The organism is Streptomyces sp. NPDC018833 (assembly GCF_044390825.1).
Classification (GTDB): Bacteria; Actinomycetota; Actinomycetes; order Streptomycetales; family Streptomycetaceae; genus Streptomyces.
This window is the reverse complement of the sequence record NZ_JBIRZM010000003.1, coordinates 52,309-77,507: the sequence shown is the minus strand read 5'-3', so window position 1 is coordinate 77,507 and position 25,199 is coordinate 52,309. Positions and strand designations below refer to the sequence as shown.

The 25,199-nt window shown below is 70.8% G+C and carries 24 protein-coding genes and 1 tRNA gene; 10 read left to right on the top strand and 15 right to left on the bottom strand.

Annotation, left to right across the window (positions count from 1 at the left end):
* Nucleotides 1-69 precede the first annotated feature (69 nt).
* Nucleotides 70-714, bottom strand: coding sequence for a pentapeptide repeat-containing protein (locus ACH5AF_RS07575; RefSeq protein WP_398901005.1), 645 nt, complete (start codon nt 712-714; stop codon nt 70-72).
* A gap of 143 nt (nt 715-857) precedes the next feature.
* Here ACH5AF_RS07575 and ACH5AF_RS07570 point away from each other — a divergent pair, with 143 nt between their 5' ends.
* A complete protein-coding gene (locus ACH5AF_RS07570; RefSeq protein WP_398900541.1) occupies nt 858-2,042 on the top strand; it encodes a phytoene desaturase family protein in 1,185 nt (394 codons plus the stop codon).
* A 43-nt stretch (nt 2,043-2,085) separates the two neighbouring features.
* On the top strand, nt 2,086-3,078 hold the full coding sequence (locus tag ACH5AF_RS07565) for a zinc-binding dehydrogenase (protein ID WP_398900540.1): 993 nt from the start codon (nt 2,086-2,088) through the stop codon (nt 3,076-3,078).
* A gap of 41 nt (nt 3,079-3,119) precedes the next feature.
* Here ACH5AF_RS07565 and ACH5AF_RS07560 read toward each other — a convergent pair whose 3' ends face one another.
* The gene (locus ACH5AF_RS07560) at nt 3,120-3,590 is read right to left on the bottom strand and encodes a GNAT family N-acetyltransferase (RefSeq protein ID WP_398900539.1); all 471 of its coding nucleotides are present in this window, start codon (nt 3,588-3,590) and stop codon (nt 3,120-3,122) included.
* A gap of 226 nt (nt 3,591-3,816) precedes the next feature.
* Here ACH5AF_RS07560 and ACH5AF_RS07555 point away from each other — a divergent pair, with 226 nt between their 5' ends.
* Nucleotides 3,817-5,208: an NAD(P)/FAD-dependent oxidoreductase gene (locus ACH5AF_RS07555; protein ID WP_398900538.1), complete on the top strand. Its 1,392-nt coding sequence runs from the start codon at nt 3,817-3,819 to the stop codon at nt 5,206-5,208.
* Between the two features lie 187 nt (nt 5,209-5,395).
* On the opposite strand, the gene ACH5AF_RS07550 is transcribed toward ACH5AF_RS07555, so the two are convergent.
* The 3 genes from ACH5AF_RS07550 to ACH5AF_RS07540 all read right to left on the bottom strand — a co-directional run bounded on the left by ACH5AF_RS07550 (nt 5,396) and on the right by ACH5AF_RS07540 (nt 7,415).
* Complete coding sequence (locus ACH5AF_RS07550; protein ID WP_398900537.1) at nt 5,396-5,524, bottom strand: hypothetical protein; 129 nt, start codon at nt 5,522-5,524, stop codon at nt 5,396-5,398.
* Nucleotides 5,525-5,546: 22 nt separating this feature from the next.
* Nucleotides 5,547-6,050: a hypothetical protein gene (locus ACH5AF_RS07545; protein ID WP_398900536.1), complete on the bottom strand. Its 504-nt coding sequence runs from the start codon at nt 6,048-6,050 to the stop codon at nt 5,547-5,549.
* Between the two features lie 1,291 nt (nt 6,051-7,341).
* A tRNA-Thr gene (locus tag ACH5AF_RS07540) sits at nt 7,342-7,415 on the bottom strand.
* 301 nt (nt 7,416-7,716) lie between these two features.
* On the opposite strand from ACH5AF_RS07540, the gene ACH5AF_RS07535 reads away from it, so the two are divergent.
* The 3 genes from ACH5AF_RS07535 to ACH5AF_RS07525 all read left to right on the top strand — a co-directional run bounded on the left by ACH5AF_RS07535 (nt 7,717) and on the right by ACH5AF_RS07525 (nt 10,343).
* The gene (locus tag ACH5AF_RS07535) at nt 7,717-8,844 is read left to right on the top strand and encodes an ABC transporter ATP-binding protein (protein ID WP_398900535.1); all 1,128 of its coding nucleotides are present in this window, start codon (nt 7,717-7,719) and stop codon (nt 8,842-8,844) included.
* A gap of 197 nt (nt 8,845-9,041) precedes the next feature.
* Nucleotides 9,042-9,464 (top strand): hypothetical protein, encoded by a 423-nt coding sequence (locus tag ACH5AF_RS07530; protein WP_398900534.1) that lies wholly within the window; start codon nt 9,042-9,044, stop codon nt 9,462-9,464.
* 156 nt (nt 9,465-9,620) lie between these two features.
* Nucleotides 9,621-10,343, top strand: a complete 723-nt coding sequence (locus ACH5AF_RS07525; protein WP_398900533.1) for an NDP-sugar synthase — start codon at nt 9,621-9,623, stop codon at nt 10,341-10,343.
* A 113-nt stretch (nt 10,344-10,456) separates the two neighbouring features.
* Here the strand turns inward: ACH5AF_RS07525 and ACH5AF_RS07520 are convergent, their stop codons facing one another.
* The 6 genes from ACH5AF_RS07520 to ACH5AF_RS07495 all read right to left on the bottom strand — a co-directional run bounded on the left by ACH5AF_RS07520 (nt 10,457) and on the right by ACH5AF_RS07495 (nt 16,986).
* Nucleotides 10,457-12,055 carry a DoxX family membrane protein gene (locus ACH5AF_RS07520; RefSeq protein WP_398900531.1) on the bottom strand — a complete coding sequence of 533 codons (1,599 nt, stop codon included), beginning with the start codon at nt 12,053-12,055 and terminating at the stop codon, nt 10,457-10,459.
* A gap of 390 nt (nt 12,056-12,445) precedes the next feature.
* A complete protein-coding gene (gene rlmB, locus ACH5AF_RS07515) occupies nt 12,446-13,393 on the bottom strand; it encodes a 23S rRNA (guanosine(2251)-2'-O)-methyltransferase RlmB (RefSeq protein WP_398900530.1) in 948 nt (315 codons plus the stop codon).
* A gap of 94 nt (nt 13,394-13,487) precedes the next feature.
* Nucleotides 13,488-14,888 (bottom strand): cysteine--tRNA ligase, encoded by a 1,401-nt coding sequence (cysS, locus tag ACH5AF_RS07510; RefSeq protein WP_398900529.1) that lies wholly within the window; start codon nt 14,886-14,888, stop codon nt 13,488-13,490.
* Between the two features lie 96 nt (nt 14,889-14,984).
* Nucleotides 14,985-15,482, bottom strand: a complete 498-nt coding sequence (gene ispF / locus ACH5AF_RS07505) for a 2-C-methyl-D-erythritol 2,4-cyclodiphosphate synthase (RefSeq protein WP_398900528.1) — start codon at nt 15,480-15,482, stop codon at nt 14,985-14,987.
* Nucleotides 15,472-16,209, bottom strand: coding sequence for a 2-C-methyl-D-erythritol 4-phosphate cytidylyltransferase (gene ispD / locus ACH5AF_RS07500; RefSeq protein ID WP_398900527.1), 738 nt, complete (start codon nt 16,207-16,209; stop codon nt 15,472-15,474). The genes ispF and ispD overlap by 11 nt, the downstream gene beginning before the upstream one ends.
* 294 nt (nt 16,210-16,503) lie before the next feature.
* A complete protein-coding gene (locus ACH5AF_RS07495; RefSeq protein ID WP_003953493.1) occupies nt 16,504-16,986 on the bottom strand; it encodes a CarD family transcriptional regulator in 483 nt (160 codons plus the stop codon).
* Between the two features lie 629 nt (nt 16,987-17,615).
* On the opposite strand from ACH5AF_RS07495, the gene ACH5AF_RS07490 reads away from it, so the two are divergent.
* The gene (locus ACH5AF_RS07490; protein ID WP_398900526.1) at nt 17,616-18,299 is read left to right on the top strand and encodes a DUF461 domain-containing protein; all 684 of its coding nucleotides are present in this window, start codon (nt 17,616-17,618) and stop codon (nt 18,297-18,299) included.
* Nucleotides 18,300-18,494: 195 nt separating this feature from the next.
* On the opposite strand, the gene ACH5AF_RS07485 is transcribed toward ACH5AF_RS07490, so the two are convergent.
* Both ACH5AF_RS07485 and ACH5AF_RS07480 read right to left on the bottom strand, forming a co-directional pair.
* Nucleotides 18,495-19,175 carry a response regulator transcription factor gene (locus tag ACH5AF_RS07485; protein WP_018847140.1) on the bottom strand — a complete coding sequence of 227 codons (681 nt, stop codon included), beginning with the start codon at nt 19,173-19,175 and terminating at the stop codon, nt 18,495-18,497.
* Complete coding sequence (locus ACH5AF_RS07480; protein WP_398900525.1) at nt 19,172-20,428, bottom strand: sensor histidine kinase; 1,257 nt, start codon at nt 20,426-20,428, stop codon at nt 19,172-19,174. Before ACH5AF_RS07480 ends, ACH5AF_RS07485 begins: the two co-directional genes overlap by 4 nt.
* Nucleotides 20,429-20,628: 200 nt before the next feature.
* Here ACH5AF_RS07480 and phoU point away from each other — a divergent pair, with 200 nt between their 5' ends.
* On the top strand, nt 20,629-21,306 hold the full coding sequence (gene phoU, locus ACH5AF_RS07475; protein ID WP_215178004.1) for a phosphate signaling complex protein PhoU: 678 nt from the start codon (nt 20,629-20,631) through the stop codon (nt 21,304-21,306).
* 143 nt (nt 21,307-21,449) lie between these two features.
* Nucleotides 21,450-21,602 carry a hypothetical protein gene (locus ACH5AF_RS07470; RefSeq protein ID WP_398900524.1) on the top strand — a complete coding sequence of 51 codons (153 nt, stop codon included), beginning with the start codon at nt 21,450-21,452 and terminating at the stop codon, nt 21,600-21,602.
* Nucleotides 21,603-21,764: 162 nt separating this feature from the next.
* Here ACH5AF_RS07470 and ACH5AF_RS07465 read toward each other — a convergent pair whose 3' ends face one another.
* Both ACH5AF_RS07465 and ACH5AF_RS07460 read right to left on the bottom strand, forming a co-directional pair.
* Nucleotides 21,765-22,409, bottom strand: coding sequence for a choice-of-anchor C family protein (locus ACH5AF_RS07465; RefSeq protein ID WP_398900523.1), 645 nt, complete (start codon nt 22,407-22,409; stop codon nt 21,765-21,767).
* Nucleotides 22,410-22,701: 292 nt separating this feature from the next.
* Complete coding sequence (locus ACH5AF_RS07460; RefSeq protein WP_215178008.1) at nt 22,702-23,463, bottom strand: phosphoglyceromutase; 762 nt, start codon at nt 23,461-23,463, stop codon at nt 22,702-22,704.
* Between the two features lie 236 nt (nt 23,464-23,699).
* On the opposite strand from ACH5AF_RS07460, the gene ACH5AF_RS07455 reads away from it, so the two are divergent.
* Nucleotides 23,700-25,064 (top strand): MDR family MFS transporter, encoded by a 1,365-nt coding sequence (locus ACH5AF_RS07455; RefSeq protein ID WP_398900522.1) that lies wholly within the window; start codon nt 23,700-23,702, stop codon nt 25,062-25,064.
* Nucleotides 25,065-25,199: the final 135 nt, after the last annotated feature.

Sequence of the window (25,199 nt, the reverse complement as noted above, 5' to 3'; positions counted from 1 at the left end):
CCGCCACCTCTCCCCTGCCTGGCCCGGCATCCCCCGACCGCCGCCTCCCCCGGCCCCCTGCGCCTCCGCTTACTCCACCCGCACGCCGACCTGCGCCGCCAACGCCGGAGCCAGCTCCAGCAGTTGCGCCGGACTGATCACCGCGCCCGCGAGCCGCTCCACGCCCCGCGCGATGTCCAGCTCCGCCGCCCCCCGCAGGTCGACGTCCTTCATGAGCACCGCGCCGAAGTCCACCCGCCGCAGTGCGCAGTCCCGGAACTCCACCCTCTCCAGCCGCGCCCCCGCGAAATCCGCCTCCACCAGCACACAGCCCTCGAACACCACGTCCGTCAGCTTCGCCTCCCGCAGATTCAGAAAGTCGATCTTCCCTCCCCTCGCCACCACTCCCGTCAGCACCGCCCCGTGCAGCTGCGCCCCGCCCAGCCGCGCGTCCCTCACCTCCACGTCCCTCAGCGACGCCCCCGCCAGGTCCGTCCCCACGCCCCGTACGCCCTCCAGCACGCAGTCCACCAGACGGGCCCCGGCCAGCTCCGTGCCGTCCAGCACGCACTCCCGCAGCGCGCAGTCGATGAAGCGCGCTCCCGCACCCCGCTGCCCGCCGAGATCCAGCCCGGCGAACTCCACCCCGTCGTAGTCCCCGTCCGGATCCAGCCCGCCGCCCCCGAACCTCTCCAGGGGCGGCAGCCGCACCTCGGCCACCCGAGCCGCCGCCACCTTCGTCCTGCGCGCCTTCGTCATGGTCCCCATGGTGACGTGTGCCACTGACAACGCCCTCGGGCCGCGGCGATGTCACACATCGCGGCACCGGATCCGTCGCACCCGTGAGAACGGACCGACCCACCCAGGGAGAGACAGCAATGCAGGAGATCACGGTCGTCGGCGGCGGATTCGCCGGCCTCACCGCCGCCATCACCGCCGCCGAGTCCGGGGCCCGCGTGGCCCTGTACGAGGCGCACCACACGCTCGGCGGCCGGGCCCGCACCGCGGAGGGCCCCTACCGCACGAACGACGGTCCGCATGCCCTCTACAGCCGCGGCCCCCACTGGACCTGGCTGAGGCAGCGCGGCCTGCTCGGCCCCATGGCCGCGCTCCCGCCCCGCGAAGGCGCCCGCTTCCGCTTCCGCCGCGGCGGCATCCTCCGCAGGACCCCACCGCTCGCCCTGCTGAAGATCGCCCGCCGCCCCGCCGAAGAGGCGCCCGTCGACACCGACTTCCTGACGTGGGCCACCGGTGTCGCCGGCGATACCGGAGCGCGCGCCGCCGCCCACTTCATGGGCGTCGCCCTCTTCCACCACGACCCCGGATCGCTCTCCGCCGCCTTTGTCCAGGAACGGCTCCGCCGGGCCACCGCCCTGCCGCCCGAGGCCCACTACCCGCGCGGCGGCTGGGGTCAGGTCATCGACCGCATGGCGGCGCGCGCCTGGGACCTCGGCGTACGCATCGAGACCACCTCCCGCGTCGACGCCCTGCCCGAGCACCACGGCCCTGTGATCGTCGCCACCTCCCTCGACGCCGCGCGACGGCTCCTCGGCGACGACACCCTGCGCTGGACCAGCGGCCGCACCACCCTCGTCGACCTGGCGCTGCGTGCCCGGCGCGGCGACCCGTTCGTCGTCTCCGACCTCGACGCCCCCGGCTGGCTGGAACGCTTCACCGCCCAGGACCCCTCGCTGGCTCCCGAGGGGCAGTCGCTCATCCAGGCCCAACTGCCCATCGGCCCCGACGCGTCCAAGGCCGACGGCGCCGCCCACGCCGAAGCCCTCCTCGACCTCGGCTTCCCCGACTGGCGCGATCGCACCACCTGGCGCCGCGAGGCGCTGGCGAACGGCCGTACCGGCGCCGTCGACCTGCCCGGCACCACCTGGCGCGACCGCCCCGCCATCGACCGCGGCGACGGCGTCTACCTCGCCGGCGACCAGGTGGCCGCCCCCGGACTCCTGAGCGAGGTGTCGTTCACCAGCGGCCTCGAAGCCGCCTCCCTCGCCCTGCGCGCCAGCCGGTACGCGGACACCCGGACACCTGTTGACCTCAAGCAAAATTGAGGTTGAAGAGTGGGCCCCGCAACCGACAACGAGGGAGCCCACCATGCACGCCGTACGCCTCCACGCCTTCGGCCCCGCCGAGAACCTCACCCACGAAAGCGTCGCCGACCCCGTACCCGGCCCTGGCCAGGTACGGATCGCCGTCGCCGCCGCCGGCGTGCACCTCCTCGACGCGGCCCTGCGCCAGGGCATGCCCGGCCCCTACACCGCCCCCGTCGAACTCCCCACCGTGCCCGGCCGCGAAGTCGCCGGAACCGTCGACCGGATCGGCGAAGGCACCGACGCCACCTGGCTCGGCAAGCGCGTCGTCGCCCACCTCGGCATGAACCCCGGAGGCTACGCCGAACTCGCCGTCACCGACTCCGACCGCCTCCACGAGATCCCCGACGGCCTGGGTGAGCCCGAGGCCGTCGCCATGATCGGCACCGGACGCACCGCCCTCGGCATCCTCCAGTTCACCGACCTCGGCCCCCACGACACCGTCATCGTCCCCGCGGCCGCCGGCGGCATCGGCACCCTGATCGTCCAATACGCCAAGAACGCCGGCGCCGCCGTCATCGGCCTCGCCGGCGGCTCCGACAAGACCGCACGCGTCCTCGCGAACGGCGCCGACCTCGCCGTCGACTACCTGCGCACCGACTGGCCCGAAACCGTCCGCGCCCACCTCGGCGACGCCCGCGCCACCGTCCTCTACGACTCCGTCGGCGGAGACGCCGCCCGCACCGCCGCCGCGTTCCTCGGCAAGGGCGGACGGCACATCGTCTTCGGCTGGTCCAGCCAGGGCCTCGGGAACGCCACGCCCGTCCTCACCGACGACGAACTCACCGCACGCGGCATCACCTCGGAAAGCGTGCTCGGACCCGCCATGCTCGACAGGGCCGGCGGCCTGCGCGCGCTCGAGACCCGCGCCCTCGCCGAAGCCGCCGCCGGGCGACTGCGTCCCGCCGTCACCCGCTTCCCCCTCGACCGGGCCGCCGCCGCCCACCGCGCGCTCGAAACCCGCGGCACCATCGGCAAGGTCGTCCTCGTCCCGTAAGCTCCACGGCCCCGGGGACCGCCCCCTCACCGCCCCGGGCCCTACGACCCCAGCGTCGCCAGCGCCCCGTCCGTCAGCCGGTACACCGTCCACTCGTCCTGCGGCTTCGCACCCAGCGACTCGTAGAACCGGATCGACGGCTCGTTCCAATTCAGCACCGACCACTCGAGACGCTCGTAGCCGCGCTCCACACAGATCCGCGCCAACTCCGTCAGCAACGCCTTCCCGTGGCCCCCACCACGCAACTGCGGCCGCACGTACAGGTCCTCCAGATAGATCCCGTGCACGCCGCGCCACGTCGAGAAGTTCAAGAACCACAACGCGAAGCCGGCCACCTCACCGGCATCCGTCTCCGCAATGTGCGCGAACGCGGCCGGCCGTTCCCCGAACAGCGCCTCACGCAACTGCCCCTCGGTCGCGTTCGCCTCGTGCAGAGCCTTCTCGTATTCCGCGAGCTCCCGCACCATCTCGTGGATCACGGGGACGTCATCAGGCGTAGCAGTACGAATCATGCGCACAGCCTGCCCCGACGCCGGCCTGCTGTGCGAGCGGCGTCCGAGCGATGGGCACGCGAACGCCTCCACCGGAGCCCGCCCGACTCCTCCCCGTACGAGAGCGGCGAGGCGACCAGCTCGTCCGGAATGTCGATCACGCCGTGACCGTACGTCGCGAAACCCCGCCCGGAGCAGTAAATTCCGCCGCACGAACGCGTCCACCGGCAGGGAAGCAGTAATCGACATGAGCACCGTCAACGGCGGCATATCGTTCTGGTACGCACAGGACGGCATCCCCACCCCCCGCGAACCCCTGCCCGGCGACACCACCGCCGACATCTGCATCGTCGGCGGCGGATACACCGGCCTGTGGACCGCGTACTACCTCAAGAAGGCCGTTCCCTTCCTCAACATCACCGTCCTGGAAGCCGCGTTCTGCGGCTACGGCGCCTCCGGACGCAACGGCGGCTGGCTCTACAACGGCATCGCCGGACGCGACCGCTACGCCCGCCGCCACGGCCACGACGCCGCCGTCCGCCTCCAACAGGCCATGAACGACACCGTCGACGAAGTCATCCGCACCGCCGACGCGGAGGCCATCGACGCCGACATCCACAAGGGCGGTGTCCTCGAAATCGCCCACACCCCGGCCCAACTCGCCCGGCTCAAAGCCTTCCACGCCGTCGACATCGCCTTCGGCGAGAAGGACCGCCTCCTCCTCGGCGCCCGCGAGACCGCCGAACGCGTCCACGTCACCGGCGCCGTCGCCTCCAGCTGGACTCCCCACGGCGCCCGCCTCCACCCCGGCAAACTGGTCAAGGGCCTCGCCACAACCGTCGAAGCGCTCGGCGTCACCATCCACGAGTCCACCCCGGTCACCGAGATCAGGCCCAAGCACGCCGTCACCCCCTACGGCACCGTCCGCGCCCCCTACATCCTGCGCTGCACCGAAGGCTTCACCGCCTCCCTCAAGGGTCACCGCCGCACCTGGCTCCCCATGAACTCCTCCATGATCGTCACGGACCCCCTCCCCGAGCACCTCTGGTCCCAGATCGGCTGGACAGGACGCGAAACCCTCGGCGACATGGCTCACGCCTACATGTACGCCCAGCGCACCGCCGACGACCGCATCGCCATCGGCGGCCGGGGCGTCCCCTACCGCTACGGCTCCCGCACCGACCATGACGGCCGCACCCAGCCCGCCACCATCGACGCCCTCCGACAGATCCTCATCCGCTTCTTCCCCCAGCTCGCCGGCACCGGCATCGCCCACGCCTGGTCCGGCGTCCTCGGCGTTCCCCGCGACTGGTGCGCCACCGTCACCCTCGACCGCTCCACCGGCCTCGGCTGGGCCGGCGGCTACGTCGGCTCCGGCGTCGCCACCGCCAACCTCGCCGCCCGCACCCTGCGCGACCTGATCCAACAGGACTCCGGCCAATCCGGCCCCACCGACCTGACGACCCTTCCCTGGGTGAACCACAAGGTCCGCAACTGGGAACCCGAGCCCCTGCGCTGGCTCGGCGTCCACACCCTCTACGCGGCCTACCGCGTGGCAGACCGCCGCGAATCCACCACCCACACGGCCATGACCCACCGCCTGGCCACACTGGCGGACAAGCTCTCGGGCCGCCACTGACACCCCCGAACCGGGCGCCCCCGGCCCCCCCCGGCTCACTCCACCTCGATCCCGAAATCCCCCACCAACTCCTAGGGGTGCGCAATCAGTGCACATCCTTGGCAGTAGCCAGCCGGGACCACGGCACAAAGGAGCCCCGGCCGGCTGCGACGGGGGACGCAGACCGGCCGGGGCGGTGAGACGAGCGTCAGGCTTTCGGCGGGACGATGAACGCCCGCCGCGGCCGGGGCTCCGGGTCACGGGACACCGGGCGCTGGTTGCGCTTCCACTCGGCGACCAGCTCGGCGTACCTGGGATCGATCCATTCCTTCGCCATGACGCTCACGCTATCTGGTCCGTCAGCCCTTGGGCTTGGGGATGATGACGATCGGTCCGGACTGGTCGCCGTGCTGGCACGACGCGGCGACGGGGACGGTGCTGTCCTCGGGGCCGAGCCACAGGGTGGGGTGTACCGGGTAGCCCGTGGCCTGAATGGCGTCGAGCGTGCGGTCGATGACGGTCTGGTCCCAGCGGCCGGGGTCGGGCTGCTCGGGGATGTGGTGCACGAAGTTCCCGACCCGTGCGCACAGCCCGTAGTAGGTGCCGGTGTGCAGGATCAGCGCGTGCCAGCCTTCGTCCACCACGCGGCTCGGCACCAGGCCCTCGCCGGGGGAGGCGGCGGCGGTGGCGACGAACGCGAGCGCCTCCTCGAGGATCTGGCCGGCCGTGTCCGGGTTCATGCCGTAGTTGTTGCCGAGGATGGTCATGCGGACGGCGTTGATCTCGGCGTCGGTCAGTAACCTGCGGGCCGAGGTGAGGACGGGGATGGGGGTGCCTGGCGGGTCGGGTACGGGCTGGGACATGGTCAGTTCCCTTTCGCTGGTAGGGGGGTGCGGGGCCCCGCTCCGGCCGTCGACCTGTCCGGGAGCGTGGCGGCCGGAGCGGGAGTCAGCGGGTGACGGGCTGACAGTCGGCGGGGTCGGCGTGCACGACGAGGCGTATGTCCGGGCCGGACATACGGGGTATCCAGTGGGCGCGCCCGTTGTCCGTGTGTTCGCCGCACGCTGCGCAGGTTCCTGTGCAGCGCTCGGGCGAGTTGTCCCACATGGGGCTCACTACGGGCTCGTTCCGCTGCAGCGCGGGCATGCGCAGGGCGGGTAGGAGAGGGTCATCAGAGGCTCGTCGGAGGCCGGGAGGACGCGCTCCACGGCCTGCGTCCGATCGAATCTGCTCGGGTTCACCCGGTAGAGGCTGATGGTCAGGCCGGGGTGTGGGGTGCCGCCGTCTGTCGTGGTCACGGATTCACGATGACGCGTACACAGAGAGTTGCGCGGCGTCAGTGCAGGCGTCATACCGGAGACACACGGGGCGTCATTTCGGTGTCACTCCAAGGGGGTTGGGCTAACGTGCGCACCGGGCCGTGGAAGCTGGTGTTCCAGGACGCCTCGACCTCCAAGGCGACGCTCGCCGCGTACAACAAGCGGCCCGACGCCTGACCCTGGACGCACGAAAGCGCCCCCTGCCCGGTCCCGAGGGATCAGACAGGGGGCGAGGTGTGTCACGGGTATTGGCGGCGGGATGGGTCGAGCGCGAGGGGTGATGGTGCGGACGGATCATCCGGCGGCGGTGCACTGTCGCGTCTGCACACGAGGATCGGCGGCGGCCGTGAAGCTGGGCCGGGAAACGGTGGCGGTGCTGCAGGCGCACCGCGAGCGGCAGGCCGCAGAGCGTGCCGCCCGATTGGAGAAGCGGCTCCCGTGGACGGACACCAGGAAGGTCTTCACACAGGAAGACGGGACGTGGCTGCACCCGGAGATGGTCAGTGACGCGTTCCGCAGGATCGTCGCCGAGGCGGACCTCCCGCCGATCAACCTGCGGGACCGGCGCCACGGGGCGGCCGCTCTCGTGAAGGCCGGCGGCGGGGACATCCACGACGCTGAGGCCAAGCTGCGGCACTCGACGATCAGCTTGACCAGATACGTACATGGAGCTGTCCGAGGAGTACGAGGAGGCGTTGACGGAACGTGCGGCGGCGGCTGTCCCCCGGACCCGGAAGCCGGTCTCTGGCACCGCCGCTCGCGCATCGCTCACGCAGGAGCCTCAGGACAAAGGGCAGGCCGGGGATGAGACCTCCCCTGACCTGCCCTCTCGTTGAGCCCCCTGTCGGATTCGAACCGACGACCTACGCATTACAAGTGCGTTGCTCTGGCCAACTGAGCTAAGGAGGCAACGTCACGCAGGGTCACCTGCGCGTGAAGGCGTCACCACTCTACACAGAGCCGTGAACCACCAGCCAAGAGGTTTGCCCCTCGCGTAACCGACCAGTCACATGGTCGCTGAACGGGTTCAAGTGCTGTTCCGACTGGACAGCAGGGAGGGGCCCTCCGAAAAATTTCGTCGACCACCGACTGCTGACAGATCCGACATCGCCAGGTAGCGTCACCGCAAGTCCACCCATGGGTGGACTGGACCACTCCCTCTACAACGGATCGTCCGGCACGTTCCTGCCGGTGAAGGGAGCCATTCACCATGGCTACTGTCACGTTCGACAAGGCGACCCGGATCTATCCGGGTTCCGACAAGCCCGCCGTCGACCAGCTCGACATCCAGACCGAGGACGGCGAGTTCCTCGTCCTCGTCGGCCCCTCCGGCTGCGGCAAGTCCACCTCCCTGCGCATGCTCGCCGGACTCGAAGACGTCAACGGCGGCTCCATCCGGATCGGTGAGCGCGATGTCACGCACCTGCCGCCCAAGGACCGGGACATCGCCATGGTGTTCCAGAACTACGCGCTCTACCCGCACATGAGCGTCGCCGACAACATGGGCTTCGCGCTCAAGATCGCGGGCGTCAACAAGAGCGAGATCCGCAAGAAGGTCGAGGAGGCCGCGAGGATCCTCGACCTCACCGACTACCTGGACCGCAAGCCGAAGGCACTCTCCGGTGGTCAGCGTCAGCGTGTCGCCATGGGCCGGGCCATCGTGCGCGAGCCGCAGGTCTTCCTCATGGACGAGCCGCTGTCGAACCTCGACGCCAAGCTCCGTGTCTCCACGCGTACGCAGATCGCGTCGCTGCAGCGCCGTCTCGGCATCACCACCGTGTACGTCACGCACGACCAGGTCGAGGCCATGACCATGGGCGACCGTGTGGCGGTGCTCAAGGACGGTCTCCTCCAGCAGGTGGACTCGCCGCGCAACATGTACGACCGCCCGGCCAACCTCTTCGTCGCCGGTTTCATCGGCTCCCCGGCCATGAACCTGGTCGAGGTCCCGATCACCGACGGCGGTGTGAGGTTCGGCAACAGCGTCGTCCCGGTGTCCCGCGAGGCCCTGTCGGCCGCCGCGGACAAGGGTGACACGACCGTGACGGTCGGTGTCCGCCCGGAGCACTTCGACGTCGTCGAGCACGGCGGTGCGCAGGCCACGACGCTCTCCAAGGACGCGCCGGCCGGCCTCGCCGTGTCGGTGAACGTCGTCGAGGAGCTCGGTGCCGACGGCTATGTGTACGGCTCCGCCCACGTCGGCGGCGAGCACAAGGACCTGGTCGTCCGGGTCGGCGGCCGCAGCGTGCCGGAGAAGGGCAGCGAGCTGCACGTCGTGCCGCGTACGGGCGAGATCCACGTGTTCTCGACGTCGACGGGCGAGCGTCTGAGCGGCTGACGCGCTCTCGGTGGCACAGAGCCGGGCTCCGCACGGGACGTGCGGAGCCCGGCTTTCCGTGCACTCGGACAAACCCAGGCTGTACATCGGCATTTCACCCCGGCGCGTCAACACCGATTCGAAAAGCAGCCTCGAACCATCCCCCGAGTGAGTGACCGAATGTCCTCGAACCATCACTGGCCGCTACGCTCGCTCGCGTGACCCACACAGCCCGCCGAATCGGCCGCACTCTCGCCCTCGTTCTGCCTGTCGTCCTGGTGCTCTCGGGAACCCTCGCGGTGTCCAGCGTCCCGTGGGCGGGCCAGGCAACCGAGTCGCACGTGCTCACCGTCTCCTCCGAGCACGTCTCGGTACGCGCCAAGTCCCGTGCGCCGCAGGACGTTCTCCGCGACAAGCTGCTCACCCAGCTGCAGACGACGGACCCGGGCGTCGCGCTCACGCGTCTGCAGCGCGAGGTGGAGGCGCGTCCGTCGCTCGCCCAGCACTGCATGTCGATCGCCCGCGCCCTGGGCCGTGCCGCCGTGGACCGCTACGGGCCGACGGGCGCGCAGCGGTTCTCCCGCCCCGTCTGCGACACCTCCTTCGCCACGGGCGTCCAGCAGCAGGCGCTCGGCCACTGAGGGCGCGCCTGATGCCGGGCCCGAGGGACCGCCTGTGAGGCAGGCGCGGCCGCGTAGGCGGTCGGCAGCACCGAATTCATGGACCGGTTGACGGACCGGCCCCGCGGACGCGGGTCCGGTCCGAGTCGTGTCCGGCGGTGCACATAGGGTTCACGCATGCAGACGCCTACGTATCCGACGCAGGCCGTGATCCTGGCGGGTGGCCAGGGTTCGCGGCTGCGCCCGTACACCGACGACCGCCCCAAGCCGATGGTGGAGATCCCCGGCACGGGGGTGCCGATCATCGGCCATCAGCTGGCCTGGCTGGCGGCGGAGGGCGTGACCGATGCCGTGGTCTCGTGCGGCCATCTCGCCGAGGTGCTCCAGGAGTGGCTGAAGAGCGCCGATCTGCCGCTGCGGGTCACGACGGTGGTGGAGACGGAGCCGCTGGGCCGCGGCGGCGGTCTGAAGTACGCGGCGGCGAGTCTGCCGCATCCGGACCGGCCGTGGTACGCGACGAACGGTGACATCTGGACACGCTTCTCGCTGCGCGAGATGGCGGCGTTTCACTCGGAGCGTGACGCGACGGCGACGCTGGCGCTGGCCCGGCCCCGGATTCCGTGGGGCGCGGTGGAGACGGACACGTTCGGGCACATCACGGACTTCATCGAGTCGCCGCCGTCGCCGTATCTCATCAACGCGGGGGTGTACGTGTTCTCGGCCGAGTTCACGGGCCTGCTGCCGGACGTCGGTGACCACGAACGCACGACGTTCCCGCGGCTGGCCCGGGAGCGGCGCCTGGCGGGTTTCCCCCTGCCACAGGGGGCGTACTGGCGGGCGATCGACACGGCGAAGGATCTGACCGAGGCCGCCAAGGAGCTCGCCGCGCAGACGCGCTGAGCGCCGAGCCGCTGAGGCACTGAGGCACTGAGCCGACGCGGGTGTGGTGGACACAGATCAGGGCGGTCACCGGAAGTCTCCGGTCACCGCCCTGACGCGTATACGGTCTCGGCTCAGCCCAGCAGGCCGCCGATGACGCCCCCGGAGGAGCCGCCGCCGGAGTCTCCCGTGCCACCGCTGGGGGACCCCGAGCCGGTGCCGCCGCCGGAGGTGCTCCCGGAGCCGGCGCCACCGCTGGAGGTGGGGCCGGAGCTCGTGGTCGGCGGCGGGGCGGGCTGCGAGCCCGTGGGGGCCTGCTGGCCGGTGCCCTGGGTGTGGCTGGGTGTGCCGCCGACCTGGCCGGTCTCGCGGACGGTGCCCTCGGCGGGTGCGGAGGCCTCGGACGTGGGGGTGCCGGAGCGGCTGGCCGAGGGGGACGGCCGGTCCTCGCGCGCGCCGGACGGGCTGCTCTCGGTGCCGGGTTCCAGTGGGAGCGCGGCGCCGGGCAGGTGGTTGCTGGGGTTCTGGTCGGGGCCGGGCACGGTGACGACCTCGGTGGAGCGGACGGCGCCGCCCAGCATGGATCCGGTGAGCATGGTGAGACCCACGACGACGGCGGCGGCGAGCCCGCCACGGCGCAGGACGCGGCGGCGCAGGTCCCAGATCTCGGAACGCGGGCCGAGGGTGCGCCATGCCTCGCCGGCGAGGTGGCCGTCGATGGAGTAGACGGGTGCGCCGGCGATGATCAGTGGGGACCAGGCGGCGAGGAAGATGAGGTCTGGGGCGTCGTAGACGGGGATGGTCCGCCAGCTGACGGTGAGGACCAGCGCGGCGGACAGCAGGCCGCCGATGACCGCGGCGACGCGCTGCCACAGGCCGAGGACGGTGAGGACGCCGACGACGACCTGGAGGAAGGCGACGGTGAGTCCGGCGCCGATGGGGTGCGCGAGCGCGAAGTCGCGCATCGGCTCGGCCAGCGCCCAGGGGTGGAGCGAGCCCAGCCACTTGACCAGGGAACCGCGGTCGCCGCCGTCGAAGTAGACGGGGTCGCAGAGCTTGCCCATGCCGGCGTACACGGAGATCAGGCCGAGGAGCACGCGCAGCGGCAGGAGCACCACGCCGAGGTTCATGCGGCGGCCGGGGTAGTAGGCGTGCCGTGTGGGGTCACCGGCGGACCGCCGGGCTACCTGCTCGCGTGCGGCGGTCGGGGCGATCTCCGCGTACGGCTCGGGGGCGTACGTTTCCTGGCCGTACGAGTCGTACGAGCCGTACGAGCCGTACGAGTCATAGGAGTCGTAGGAGTCGTAGGCGCCGACGGCCTGGCGCATGGGTGGCAGCAGCGGGCGACCGTCGGTGACCGTGGGGTGCTGGGCGGTGTCGTCGCCGAGGTCGACGCGCGGCATGACCTGGGTGGCGCCGCCGTTGTACGGATCGTGCTCCAGGGTGGTGTTGCGCACGGCCTGGAGGAGTCCGGTCGCGCCGGAGTCCCCGGGTGCGGACCTGCCGCTCCATACGACGGGTGCCCTGCGCCGCGCGGCGGTGCCCTGAGCGCCGACGAAGGCGAGCCGTGCGGTGTCGGCCATGGCACGTGCGGGGCGCGGGCTCTGGGCGAGCCGCACCCGGAAGCTGGCGTGGTTGACGATGACCTGCGAGGGATCGCAGTCCACCTTGACCATGCTCAGTGCAGGCTGATCATCGAACCCGGACCGGGGCGTTCTGGTGTCCACACTCATCTAACCGAGTGACGTGTGTTTTGGGCACGGCCCTGACCCGCCCGATCTGTCGGAGACCCGTCAAGAGCGCCTTTTGCGACTTTTCGACCGCCCTTTACCGGCTCTGCCCACCTTGCGGCACATCCCCGGCTCTGCCCACCTTGCGGCACACCCCGGCTCTGCCCACCTTGCGGCACACCCCGGCGCTCGCTGCCCTTACGGCACACCCGGATGTCGATCCACGCCGGGCCGACTCGGGTCCACGCCCGTCCGAGTCCGTCCCCGCCCGGCCGAGGCCATCTCCCGCCGGGTCGGTCCGCACCCGCCTGGTCCGTACACGTGCGGCCGGCGTTCCCCGCCTGGTCCGTCCGCGCCCGGTGGGTCGGTCCCGATCCGCCGGGGCGATACGCCTCAGCGGCGCTTGGCCGCCTCATAGAGCACGACGCCTGCCGCGACGCCCGCGTTCAGGGACTCGGCGCCGCCCGGCATGGGGATGCGGACCAGGTAGTCGCAGGTCTCACCGACCAGGCGGGACAGGCCCTTGCCCTCGCTGCCGACCACGATCACGACCGGGCCACCGAGCGCCTCCAGGTCACCGACCTCGGTGTCTCCGTCGGCGGCGAGACCGACGACGGTGAGGCCGGCCTTCTGGTACGACTCCAGGGCGCGGGTCAGGTTGGTGGCGCGCGCGACGGGCGTGCGCGCGGCCGTGCCGGCCGAGGTCTTCCAAGCGCCCGCGGTCATGCCGGCCGCCCGGCGCTCGGGCACGACGACGCCGTGGCCGCCGAAGGCGGACACGGAGCGGACGACCGCGCCCAGGTTGCGCGGGTCGGTCACGCCGTCGAGGGCGACGATCAGCGGGTCCTCGCCGTCGTCGAAGGCGGCCGCCGCGAGGTCCTCGGGGTGCGCGTACTCGTACGGTGGGACCTGGAGCACCAGGCCCTGGTGGTTGAGCCCGTTCGTCATCCGGTCGAGCTCGGGCCGCGGGGCCTCCATGATGTTGATGTTGCCGCGGCCGGTCGCGAGCTGGAGAGCCTCGCGGACACGCTCGTCGTTGTCGATGAACTGCTGCACGTAGAGCGTGGAGGCGGGCACGCCGTCACGCAACGCCTCGAAGACCGGGTTGCGGCCGACGACCATCTCCGAGGTGCCCTTGCCGCCGCGGCGCGCGACGGTACGGCGCTGGGCCTGCTTGGTCTTGGCGTTGGCGAGGCGGTTCTTGACGTGTCCCTTGCGTGCGGACGCGGGCGGCGTCGGCCCCTTGCCCTCGAGTGAGCGGCGCCGCTTGCCACCGCTGCCGACCTGCGCGCCCTTCTTGTTGGACGTGCGGCGGTTCCTGCGCTGGCTGTTCCCGGCCATGACCTACCTGTTTCTGTAAAGCTCGCTCAAAAAGAAGTGTGTACGTAAGGAAGTGTGCCGCCCGGTGGTCCGGGCGGCACATCGCGCCGGTGGCTCAGCGGGGACCGAGGGTCCATCGGGGGCCGTCGGGGCTGTCCTCGATGACGAGCCCGGACTGGCCGAGCTGGTCGCGGATGGCGTCTGCGGTGGCCCAGTCCTTGCGGGACCGGGCAGCCTCGCGCTGTTCGAGCACGAGGCGCACCAGGGAGTCGACCACGCCATGGAGGTCGTCGCCGCGGTCGCCCTCGCCCACCCAGCGTTCGTCGAGCGGGTCGAGGCCGAGGACACCGAGCATGGCACGGACCTCGGCGAGGCGGGCCACGGCGGCTTCCTTGTCGTCGGCGGCCAGCGCGGAGTTGCCCTGGCGGACGGTGGTGTGGATGATCGCGAGCGCCTGCGGCACCCCGAGGTCGTCGTCCATGGCCTCGGCGAACGCGAGCGGCACCTCGTCGGCGGGCGCGACGCCGCCCCCCGCCTTCTCGACCACGCGCTGCACGAAGCCCTCGATGCGGGCGAACGCGGACTCGGCCTCGCGCAGCGCCTCCTCGCTGTACTCGATCGTCGAGCGGTAGTGCGGGGTGCCGAGGTAGTAGCGCAGGACGATGGGGCGCCACTGCTTGACCATTTCGCTGACGAGCACCGAGTTGCCGAGCGACTTGGACATCTTCTCGCCGCTCATGGTGACCCAGGCGTTGTGCACCCAGTACGAGGCGAAGTCGTCGCCGAAGGCCTTGGCCTGGGCGATCTCGTTCTCGTGGTGCGGGAAGATCAGGTCGAGGCCGCCGCCGTGGATGTCGAACGCGGAGCCCAGGTACTTGTGGGCCATCGCCGAGCACTCCAGGTGCCAGCCGGGCCGGCCGCGTCCCCAGGGCGTCTCCCAGTCGGGCTCACCCGGCTTGGTCGCCTTCCACATGGCGAAGTCGCGCGGGTCGCGCTTGCCGGTGATGCCTTCCTCGGTGGGCTGGCGCAGGTCGTCGATGTCCTGGTTGGACAGCGCCAGGTAGCCGGGGAAGGAGCGGACGTCGAAGTAGACGCTGCCGTCGGCCTCGTACGCGTGGCCGCGCTCGATGAGGCCGCGCATCATCTCGACCATCTCGGTGACGTGGCCGGTGGCGCGCGGCTCGTAGGTGGGAGGGAGGCAGCCGAGTGCCTCGTAGCCGTCGTTGAACGCGCGCTCGTTGTCGTAGCCGATCGACCACCACGGCCGGTTCTGCTCGGCCGACTTGTTGATGATCTTGTCGTCGATGTCCGTGACGTTGCGGATGAACGTCACGTCGTAGCCGCGGTACTCGAACCAGCGGCGCATGATGTCGAAGTTGAGGCCCGACCTGATGTGCCCGATGTGCGGTGCGGCCTGCACGGTGGCGCCACACAGGTAGATCGAGACACAACCCGGTACAAGGGGGGTGAAGTCACGGATCTGCCGGGCGCTGGTGTCGTACAGGCGAATAGTCACGCATCAAGGGTAGTGGGCGGATGGCAGTGCCCCGCGCCCCCTGTGGGGTTCACGGGGCAACTTGTGATATCGCCGGGTGTCGCCGGGCAAACGGATTCAGGGGGTCCGCACGATGAGCGCGGTGGCGATGGCGGCCAGCCCTTCCGCCCGTCCCGTCAGGCCGAGCCCGTCGGTGGTGGTCCCTGACACGGAGACGGGGGCGCCCGCGGCGGCCGAGAGCGCCTTCTGCGCCTCGTCGCGCCGCTTGCCGATCTTCGGCCGTACCCCGATCACCTGAACGGAGACATTGCCGATCTCGAACCCTTCGGCGCGCACGATCCGCGCGGCCTCCGCGAGGAGGCTGATGCCGGAGGCGCCGGACCACTCGGGCCGGGAGGTGCCGAAGTGGGCGCCGAGGTCGCCGATGCCGGCGGCGGAGAACAGGGCGTCGCAGGCCGCGTGGGCGGCGACGTCGCCGTCCGAGTGGCCGGCGAGTCCGTATCCGTCGGCGTCTTCCCAGAGCAGCCCGGCGCACCACAGTTCGCGGCCCTTCTCGAAGGCGTGCACATCGGTGCCGATGCCGACGAGGGGAAGGTTCAGCGGCTCAGAAGCCATCGTTGGCCCTCCTGCGGGCGAGTACGGCTTCCGCGAGGACGAGGTCGAGCGGTCGGGTCACCTTGAAGGCCTCTTCGTGGCCGGGGACGACGACGACCTTGAGGCCGAGTCGCTCGACCATGCCGGCGTCGTCGGTGACGTCGGAGGTGACGGTGGCGTGCGCGCGGACGAGTGTGTCGTGGTCGAACCCCTGCGGGGTCTGCACGGCGCGCAGCCTGGCGCGTTCGGGGGTGGCGACGACCGGCTCGGGCTCGCCCTCCGGCACCGGCTCGACCTCCTTGACGGTGTCGGCCAGCGGCAGAGCCGGTACGACGGCTGGCGCGCCGTCGCGCACGGTCTCGATGACGGCGTCCACGGTCTCGACCGGCACGAGCGGGCGCGCCGCGTCGTGGACGAGGACGATGTCGATGCCCTCGGGGAGCGCGGCGAGGCCGAGGCGTACGGATTCCTGGCGGGTGTCACCACCGGGGACGACGAGGTAGTCCGTCCGCTCGGGCAGGGCGTGGGCGTCGAGGAGGTGCTTGACCTCGGGGGCGCCGTCGGGCGGTGCCACGACGACGACGAGGGACACCGAACGGGATGCGGCCATGGCGCGGACGGCGTGGACCAGCATGGGCGTGCCGTTCAGCGCGCGCAGGGCCTTGGGGGCGCCCGGTCCGAGGCGCACGCCCCGGCCGGCGGCCGGGATCACGGCTGCGGTGCGGTGGAGGCGCGGTTGGTCTGGCATCGGTTGCACTCCGGCAGGTTTGTTTCCTTGGCCGACATGGGTATGGCCTGGGATACCCCCGGCCGTAGGTTGGGGGAGTGCCGGGCGCGACGCCTTGACCGGACCCTTCCGTGACCACTGGTCTGCGCCAGCCGCCCGGGCCCGGCACACCACAACAGCACACGGTGCGATGTGCGAGGCGTGTGTGAGCGCGGCGGGCAGTCGACGGACACTCCGTGGACGAACATGCCGCAGCGCCCGGCGACAGGCTGGATCTCCCAGCATGTCAGCGGGCACCGCGGCATCAACCGTGCGTCAGGACGCGAGGACCTCGTCGAGCAGGGCCTCGGCCTTGTCCTCATTGGTGTTCTCCGCGAGGGCGAGCTCGCTCACCAGGATCTGGCGCGCCTTTGCGAGCATCCGCTTCTCACCGGCGGACAGCCCGCGCTCGCGCTCGCGACGCCACAGGTCACGCACCACTTCGGCGACCTTGATGACATCGCCGGAGGCGAGCTTCTCGAGATTTGCCTTGTAGCGCCGGGACCAGTTCGTCGGCTCCTCCGCGTAGGGTGCGCGAAGAACCTCGAAGACCCGGTCGAGCCCGTCCTGACCGACCACATCGCGGACACCGACGAACTCCGCATTGTCCGCCGGCACGCGAACCGTCAGGTCGCCCTGGGCGACCTTGAGCACCAAGTAGGTCTTGTCCACGCCTTTGATCTGGCGAGTTTCGATGGCCTCGATCAGCGCGGCCCCGTGATGGGGATAGACCACGGTGTCGCCAACCTTGAACGTCATGTGACAGGTACCCCTTCCGTGGCTATCCAGGGTAACACGGATACGGCTTCTTCTGAATGGCGTTTTCGCAGGTCAGGGCATATCTCGGGGCTTGACAACAGCGCCACGATCGTGCTGCGGGCGGCTGGCGGAGGGGGGTATTCGCAGGTCGGAGCCGCTGTGCGGGCACACAGAAACGCACACGTTACACATCACGCACCCCCCTTCCAAGGGGATGAACGTCCCGATTTGCCGGGTTCCTGATGGCCGAGTTCCTGTAGTCCGTTCGAGGATCGGTCACCCGCACGGCCCCCCGCGGCGGCGATTCCCGAATTGATCACGCCGGGCTATTCACAAGGAAAGCGTGACCGCGCAGGAAATTGATCTCCGGCGTTATGTGAACGGCGTGCGTATCGGCGTGACCGGAGCGCCCGCACGAAGTCCGAAAACGCACCGCCTTGCCGGTGTCGGTTGTCGGCACGCGGTGCCGCTCACAGTCGCCGGTCACGGGTGCCGTGCGCCTGCCGTACGGGCAAAGGGCGGGTCGGGTGCGGGGCGCGAGCCGGCGCTCGGTAACCTGAGCGCGAGCTGACGCCACTGGCCGGTGACAGCCGCCCAACCGTCCGTACGTCCTAGGAGATGCCGCCGCCGTGAGCAGCAGCCTTCGACGCGGTGCCCTCGCCGGCGCTGCCATCGTCTTCTCGATCGCCTCGCTCTCCGCCTGCGGTGCGGGCAACGACGCGCAGACCCTCGGCGTCAGGCCGGACAACGCCGCGACGGCCGTCGACAACCTCAAGCTCCAGAACGCGACCGTCATCACCCAGGCCGAGACCCAGGCCGAGGGTCCGGCGGTCGTCTCCGTGACGGTCTTCAACGAGGGCACCGAGAAGCAGACCCTCGACTCCATCACGCTGCCGGGCTCCGACGCGAAGGTCGAGCTCAAGCCGGCCCGGGGATCGGGCCCGATCACCGTCCCCGCGGGCGGCTCGGTCGTCATCGGCGGCCAGGGCAACGCGTCCGCGGTGATCGCGGGCGGCCGCGAGGCTGTGAACGACGGCGGCACGCAGGAGGTCGTCTTCCGCTTCAGCGAGACCGGCGACGTGAAGATGCTGGCGTTCGTCGTCCCGGCCGCCGGCTACTACGAGGGCTTCGGCCCGAGCTCCTCGCCGAAGCCGACGGCCGAGAAGCCGGCCGGCCAGTCGCCGTCGGGCTCGCCTTCCGGTTCCCCGACGGCCACCCCGGCCGGCGAGGACGGGCGGGAGGCCGCGGGCGGCGAGGCGGCGGCACCGTCGGACTCCGCGTCGGCGTCCGCGTCGCACGGCACGGATCACTGACCCACCGGACTCACAGCAAGGGCGCCCACCGGGATCGGTGGGCGCCCTTGTCGTACGTGCGCGGCAGCCGCGGGCGGCCGGCGTCGTACGGCCTGCCTTACGCGTCCCGCGCGACCTACGCCGCCCGGTGGCGGCGTCGTACGGCCTGCATCGTGCGGCTCAGGCGTCCGGCGCCGCCCGCCGGGACCTGGCGGCCTACGGCTCGAACTTGTAGCCCAGGCCGCGGACCGTCACCAGGTAGCGCGGGGCGCCCGGGTCCGGCTCGATCTTGGCGCGCAGGCGCTTGACGTGAACGTCGAGGGTCTTGGTGTCGCCGACGTAGTCCGCGCCCCAGACCCGGTCGATGAGCTGCATACGGGTCAGGACGCGCCCCGCGTTGCGCAGCAGCATCTCCAGCAGGTCGAACTCCTTCAGCGGGAGGTCGACCTTGCCGCCGGAGACGGTGACGACATGGCGGTCCACGTCCATGCGGACCGGGCCGGCCTCCAGGGCCGCGGGGGTGACCTCCTCCGGCTCGCCGCGACGGCGCAGCACCGCGCGGATGCGGGCGACCAGCTCCCGCGAGGAGAAGGGCTTGGTGACGTAGTCGTCGGCTCCTATTTCCAGCCCGACGACCTTGTCGATCTCACTGTCCTTCGCGGTCACCATGATGACCGGGACGTTCGAGCGGCCGCGCAGCTGACGGCAGACCTCCGTACCGGGCAGACCCGGCAGCATCAGGTCGAGGAGGACGAGGTCGGCGCCGTTGCGCTCGAACTCGTCGAGACCCTCGGGACCCGTGGTCGCCACAGCGACCTCGAAGCCCTCCTTGCGGAGCATGTAGGACAGGGCGTCGCTGAAGGATTCCTCATCCTCGACGACGAGCACTCGGGTCACGGAAGGACCTCCGGGGCAGGAATTTCACTGTTCGGATCGGTGTCATAAGGCCGGTCGTCGTCCTCGTCAACGCGATCCGGGCCGGTGGTGGAGCGGTCCCGAGCGGCGCCCGCCTCGGGCAGCCGCAGGGTGAACGTGGAGCCCTGTCCCTCCGAGCTCCACACCGTGACCTCCCCGCCGTGCGAGGCGGCCACGTGCTTGACGATGGCCAGTCCGAGGCCGGTGCCTCCGGTGGCGCGGGAGCGTGCGGGGTCGACGCGGTAGAACCGCTCGAAGATCCGCTCGCGGTCCTTCTCGGAGATTCCGATGCCCTGGTCGGTGACGGCGATCTCGATGAGGTTGCCCCCCGGTGCGCTGACCCGGCGGGCGGAGATGCCGACGCGCGTACGAGCCGGTGAATAGTTGACGGCGTTCTCGACGAGGTTGCCTAGGGCGGCGGCGAGCTGGCCGCGGCTTCCCCAGATGCTGAGGTCGGCGGTGCCGCCCGAGGCCATGGTGATCTGCTTGGTGGACGCGGCGTGCCGGGAGCGGTCGATGGCCTCGGCGACCAGTTCGTCCACGCGCACGGGCTCGGAGTCCTCCAGCGGGTCGTCGTTCTGGACCCGGGAGAGGTCGATGAGCTCCTGTACGAGGTTGGTGAGCCGGGTCGCCTCGATCTGCATACGGCCGGCGAAGCGCATGACCGCCTCGGGGTCGTCCGAGGCGTCCATGACCGCTTCGGAGAGCAGGGAGAGCGCGCCGACCGGGGTCTTGAGCTCATGGCTCACATTGGCGACGAAGTCGCGCCGCACCGCCTCTATACGGCGGGCCTCGGTGAGGTCCTCGACGAGGAGGAGGACGAGGCGCGAGCCGAGCGGGGCGACACGGGCGGAGACGGCCAGGGCTTCGCCGCGGCCGGTGCCGCGCCGGGGCAGGTCCAGCTCGACCTGCCGTATCTCGCCGTCGCGCCGGGTGTCACGGGCCATGTGCAGCATCGGTTCGACGGCGAGCTTTCCGCCGCGGACCAGACCGAGTGCGTACGCCGCGGAGCTGGCCTTGACGACCGAGTCGGACTCGTCGAGGACGACCGCGGAGGAGCGGAGCGCGGACAGCACGGTGTCGACGCCGGGCGGGAGCACGGCATCGGTGTGGAGCGAGGTGCGGGTGGGGCGTTTCTGTTCCCGCTCGCTCCAGCGGAACGCCAGCACTGCGATGACGCCGGTGCACAGACCGGCGATCGCTGCTGCTGCGGCGACCGCCGCGTTCACGTCCATGCTCCCCAGGTTATGCGGGGTGCCGGACACTCTCCCAGCCAAACGAGTGGCACCTCGAACAGTCGTCGCTCAGAGTTCACCAAGGGGATAGTGATGGTTCATTTGCGGGGGAGCATTCGGACCACTAAGGGACCGAACGTGGGAGCGTGGGGGTTCGAAGGCCCCACCCGGACCCCGGTCGCATCAAGAGAGGGACACCCATGCGGGACGCGTACCACGAGGAACTGGACTCGATCGGCGAGGGCCTGGTCGAGATGGCCCGGCTGGTCGGGTCGGCGATCGGGCGCGCCACGACGGCCATGCTCGACGCCGACCTGAAGCTGGCCGAGAGTGTGATCGCCGCCGACCAGAAGGTCGACGACCTCCAGCACGACCTGGAGGCGCGCGCGATCGCCCTGCTGGCCCGGCAGCAGCCGGTCGCGACGGATCTGCGGATCGTGGTGACCTCGCTGCGGATGAGTGCGGACCTGGAACGCTCGGGTGACCTCGCGCAGCATGTCGCGAAGCTGGCCCGGCTGCGCTTCCCGGACCGTGCGGTGCCCAACGACCTGCACGCGACGATCCTGCAGATGGGTCAGCTGGCGCAGCGCCTGATGGCGAAGGCGGCGGAGGTCATCATCACGAAGGACGTCGACCTGGCGCTCCAGCTGGAGCAGGACGACGACGAGATGGACCTGCTGCACCGCACGCTCTTCCAGCACCTGATGGACGACCGCTGGAAGCACGGCATCGAGACGGCCGTGGACGTGACGCTGCTCGGCCGCTACTACGAGCGTTTCGCCGACCACGCCGTGTCGGTGGCGAAGCGGGTGGTGTACCTGGTGACGGGCGAGTACGCGGACGACCTCCAGCAGCCGACGGCGGTCGAGGGCGCGTAGCGGCATGCGACGGCGCACTGGGGGCGCTTGCACGTGTGCGCCGTTGATGCGCCGGGCCTGGCGGGCGTGCAATGGGCGAAGGCGGCATTTCCGTATGCCGGTGACGCGTGCGCTGTGCCGCGCACGCCCTTGAGGAGGCACCCATGGCCGAGTCCCCCATGACCGACTCCCCGCAGGAACCGACCGGCGTCGAAGTGGTCTTCCTGCCCGTCCTCGGCGCCTGCGGCTGCGGCTCGGGCTGCGGCTGCGGCTGCCAGTCGGGAGCCCCGTGCCAGTGCGGCGGCTGCTGCGGCTAGCGGCGGCCGGCACACCCGTGAACCAGGCCCCGTCCCCAGGGGGAGGGGGGCGGGGCCTTCCCACGAACGCGGCCGCGTGCAGAGCGAGAAAGGCATCCACTGAGGCGGACGCCCTCAAAACCGCAGCATGGCCCAACCGGCGATCCCTACGCGGTCACGGCACTAGCTACAGGAACTGCTGGAGCAGTTCCCGCAGCTGGAGCAGCTCTTGACCTTGACGTCGTCGATGACGGGGCCATAGGCCGAGGGCCCGGAAGTGCTGGCGAACGTCAGCTTCGTGGAAGTGTCGGTGGCCACGAACGTGAACTGCCGTGTCACGTAGCCCATGTCCGCGAAGGTCTTGCCGGCGGTGTTGAAGGTGAAGTCCTGGAAGTTCTGCCCGTCGATACGGGCTTCGCCCGTCTTCACGGTCGGCGCACCGCCGGGGTTGCCGGCGAGCGAGTACGTCACGGTGTACTTCGTCCCCGGCTCCGTCGTGAAGGTCTGGGACACAGTGCCCGCGGTGCCGCCGTTGAGGTCTACGGACTGGCTGCCCTCCGCGGCCTCCCAGAAGCCGTCGTCGACGAGGTCGACGCTCCCGCTCTCGACCCGCCACAGGCCCATGGTCTGACCTGCGAAGAAGCTCGCAAAGAAGTTCGGCGGCGCGGCGGGGGTCTCGAAGCTTCCGTTGGTGAAGGCGGTGGTGGCGGCCTGGACTGCCGCCGTTGCGGCGGAGTGGGCGCTGTGCGCAGGGGATGCCGCAGCGGCACCGACACCCGCAAGCAGACCGGCCGCGGCGAGCACAGCGTAGAGACGCTTGGACAGCATGGGAGCCTTCCGATAAGGGGGCGAAACGACTGGACATGCGGAATCTCCCATAAAAATTCACAAATGCGCTTGGCGGACACACAGGCATCCGGGTGAGTACCGACTCCTCCGACGGACCTGACCCGAAGAGGCGTACGCGCACCTCATGCCCGGCGGTCGGGACGCCCGCGTCAGGCCCTCGGCCTGGCGCTCCGGCCGCAGGATCCCCCGCGTTGAGGCCCAGAGAGGGCGCGGGCATGAAAATGCCCCTCATCCGCACCGAAGGTGCGGATGAGGGGCATGATCACAAGACCTACTTCTTCTTGCCCTGGTTCTTCACGGCCTCGATCGCCGCCGCCGCGGCGTCCGGGTCGAGGTAGGTGCCGCCCGGGATGACCGGGTTGAAGTCAGCGTCGAGCTCATAGACCAGCGGGATGCCCGTCGGGATGTTCAGGCCCGCGATGTCCGCGTCCGAGATGCCGTCCAGGTGCTTGACCAGGGCGCGCAGGCTGTTGCCGTGAGCCGCGATCAGGACCGTGCGGCCGGCCAGGAGGTCGGGGACAATGCCGTCGTACCAGTACGGCAGCATGCGCTCGACGACGTCCTTGAGGCACTCGGTGCGCGGACGCAGCTCGCTCGGGATCGTCGCGTAGCGGGCGTCATTGGCCTGGGAGAACTCGTTGTCGTCGGCGAGGACCGGCGGCGGGGTGTCGTACGAGCGGCGCCAGAGCATGAACTGCTCCTCGCCGAACTCGGCCAGCGTCTGGGCCTTGTCCTTGCCCTGGAGGGCGCCGTAGTGGCGCTCGTTCAGGCGCCAGGTGCGGTGGACCGGGATCCAGTGGCGGTCCGCGGCCTCCAGCGCGAGCTGCGCGGTGCGGATGGCGCGCTTCTGGAGCGAGGTGTGGAGCACGTCGGGGAGCAGGCCGGCGTCCTTGAGCAGCTCACCGCCGCGGACTGCCTCCTTCTCGCCCTTCTCCGTGAGGTTGACGTCCACCCAGCCGGTGAACAGGTTCTTCGCGTTCCATTCACTCTCGCCGTGGCGGAGGAGGATCAGCTTGTACGGTGCGTCGGCCATGAGCCCGAGCCTAATCGACGCCGCGCCGGCCCTGCTCCAGTGCCCGCAGAGCGGACGCGGGGGACGATCGCCGCGTCGGCTCCGGGGAACCCGTCCCCGCGGCAGGCAAGGGTCAACTGCCCATGTCCTGGTTCGCGATGACCCCGCCCCCACCGAATTCGGTGGCGGGCGGGACACGTGGCTCAGTAAGTTACGGAGGCAGGCTGTGCCGCTTACATAACCCGGGGGTCGCTCGTATGTCCATCGCCTCGTTCAGTCGCGCTCTGCGCGGGACCGTCTCGGGGCTGCCCGGGGGCTTCTGGTGGCTGTGGACCTCGACCCTGGTGAACCGCACCGGCGCCTTCGTCCTCACGTTCCTGTCGCTCTATCTGACCCAGGAACTGGGCTACTCCGCCTGGTACGCGGGCCTCGTCGTCGCCCTCCACGGGCTGGGCGGAGTGGCCGGGTCGCCGCTGGGCGGCGTGCTCACCGACCGGTGGGGGCGACGGCCCACCATGATCTCGATGCACCTGGCCGGCGGGGCGTGCGCCGCCGCGCTGGCCGTGGTGACCAGCGCTCTGGGGATCGCGGTCGTGGTGCTGCTGATGGGTGTGGCGATGCAGGCCGTACGGCCCGCGATCAGCGCGACCATCGCCGACCTGGTGCCCGAATCCGGACTGCGCCGTGCCTTCGCGCTGAACTACTGGGCCCTCAACCTGGGCTTCGCCATCGCCGCCCTGGGCGGTGGCGCCGCGATCTTCCTCGGCTACCGCACGCTGTTCGTGGCCGACGCCGTCGCCACCTCCCTGTGTGCGCTGATCGTCTTCCTGCGGCTGCCCGAGACCCGCCCCGAATCAGGGTCCGACACCGCCGCGGGAACCCCCGAGGAGAAGCGGCTGAGCGTCCTGGACGTGCTGAAGGACGCCCCCTTCCGGACGCTGCTCCTGCTCAACCTGCTCGTCTGCCTGATCTTCACCGCTCCCTGGGTGGGCCTGCCGCTGACCATGGCGGCCGAGGGCCTGTCGGCCGATTCGTACGGCGTGGTCATCGCGGTCAACGGTGTGGTGATCGTCGCTCTGCAACTGCTGGTCAACAGGATCACCGAGAAGCGCTCCCCGGCCGCGCTGCTCACCGTCTCCGCGCTGCTCTTCGCCGCCGGTACCGGAGTCACGGCACTGGCCGGCACGCCTTTGCTGTTCGCGGCGACCGTGGTGGTGTGGACGCTCGGCGAGATGGTGCACGTGCCGACCAACGCGGCCGCGACGGCCCGCCTGTCCCCCGAGCACGCCCGCGGCCGGTACCAGGGTGTGATGGGCATGTCCTGGGCGGTCGCCGGTTTCGTCGCCCCGATCCTGGCCGGCTGGGTGGTCGACGGGCCCGGCCCGGATGTCCTGTGGATCGGCTGCGCGGTCGTGGGCTGCGTCGCGGCGGCCGGTTACACGCTCCTGCTGCGCCAGGCGCTGACCGAGAAGGGCAGCGAACCGGAGGCGGTCGACAACGGCATCGCGCCGGTGGCCGCGACTGCGGCTGCGGCTGCGGCTGATGACACCGTGCTGCCCGCGGCTGACGCCGCCGAGGAGGGCGCGCGGGGCAAGCCGAACACGTCGCCCCTCTCCGGCTGACGTCCCCTCCGTGCGACCCGCCTGTCCGGCGGGTCGCCGGTCAGGTGGGCGCACGACCCGCCGGGCACGCGCCGCACCGCCACCCGCACCCGCACCCGCACCATGCGTGAAGGACTGCGAGGGACCAAGGCCGCC

Coding starts and splice junctions, on each gene's coding strand:
- rlmB (WP_398900530.1), bottom strand. CDS start 13,393: ATGGCCGGGAACAGCCAGCGCAGGAACCGCCGCACGTCCAACAAGAAG.
- ACH5AF_RS07525 (WP_398900533.1), top strand. CDS start 9,621: ATGCAGACGCCTACGTATCCGACGCAGGCCGTGATCCTGGCGGGTGGC.
- ispD (WP_398900527.1), bottom strand. CDS start 16,209: ATGCCAGACCAACCGCGCCTCCACCGCACCGCAGCCGTGATCCCGGCC.
- ACH5AF_RS07495 (WP_003953493.1), bottom strand. CDS start 16,986: ATGACGTTCAAGGTTGGCGACACCGTGGTCTATCCCCATCACGGGGCC.
- ACH5AF_RS07455 (WP_398900522.1), top strand. CDS start 23,700: ATGTCCATCGCCTCGTTCAGTCGCGCTCTGCGCGGGACCGTCTCGGGG.
- ACH5AF_RS07550 (WP_398900537.1), bottom strand. CDS start 5,524: ATGGCGAAGGAATGGATCGATCCCAGGTACGCCGAGCTGGTCGCCGAG.
- phoU (WP_215178004.1), top strand. CDS start 20,629: ATGCGGGACGCGTACCACGAGGAACTGGACTCGATCGGCGAGGGCCTG.
- ACH5AF_RS07480 (WP_398900525.1), bottom strand. CDS start 20,428: ATGGACGTGAACGCGGCGGTCGCCGCAGCAGCAGCGATCGCCGGTCTG.
- ACH5AF_RS07565 (WP_398900540.1), top strand. CDS start 2,086: ATGCACGCCGTACGCCTCCACGCCTTCGGCCCCGCCGAGAACCTCACC.
- ACH5AF_RS07535 (WP_398900535.1), top strand. CDS start 7,717: ATGGCTACTGTCACGTTCGACAAGGCGACCCGGATCTATCCGGGTTCC.
- ispF (WP_398900528.1), bottom strand. CDS start 15,482: ATGGCTTCTGAGCCGCTGAACCTTCCCCTCGTCGGCATCGGCACCGAT.
- ACH5AF_RS07560 (WP_398900539.1), bottom strand. CDS start 3,590: ATGATTCGTACTGCTACGCCTGATGACGTCCCCGTGATCCACGAGATG.
- ACH5AF_RS07555 (WP_398900538.1), top strand. CDS start 3,817: ATGAGCACCGTCAACGGCGGCATATCGTTCTGGTACGCACAGGACGGC.
- ACH5AF_RS07545 (WP_398900536.1), bottom strand. CDS start 6,050: ATGTCCCAGCCCGTACCCGACCCGCCAGGCACCCCCATCCCCGTCCTC.
- ACH5AF_RS07465 (WP_398900523.1), bottom strand. CDS start 22,409: ATGCTGTCCAAGCGTCTCTACGCTGTGCTCGCCGCGGCCGGTCTGCTT.
- ACH5AF_RS07470 (WP_398900524.1), top strand. CDS start 21,450: ATGGCCGAGTCCCCCATGACCGACTCCCCGCAGGAACCGACCGGCGTC.
- ACH5AF_RS07570 (WP_398900541.1), top strand. CDS start 858: ATGCAGGAGATCACGGTCGTCGGCGGCGGATTCGCCGGCCTCACCGCC.
- ACH5AF_RS07460 (WP_215178008.1), bottom strand. CDS start 23,463: ATGGCCGACGCACCGTACAAGCTGATCCTCCTCCGCCACGGCGAGAGT.
- ACH5AF_RS07520 (WP_398900531.1), bottom strand. CDS start 12,055: ATGAGTGTGGACACCAGAACGCCCCGGTCCGGGTTCGATGATCAGCCT.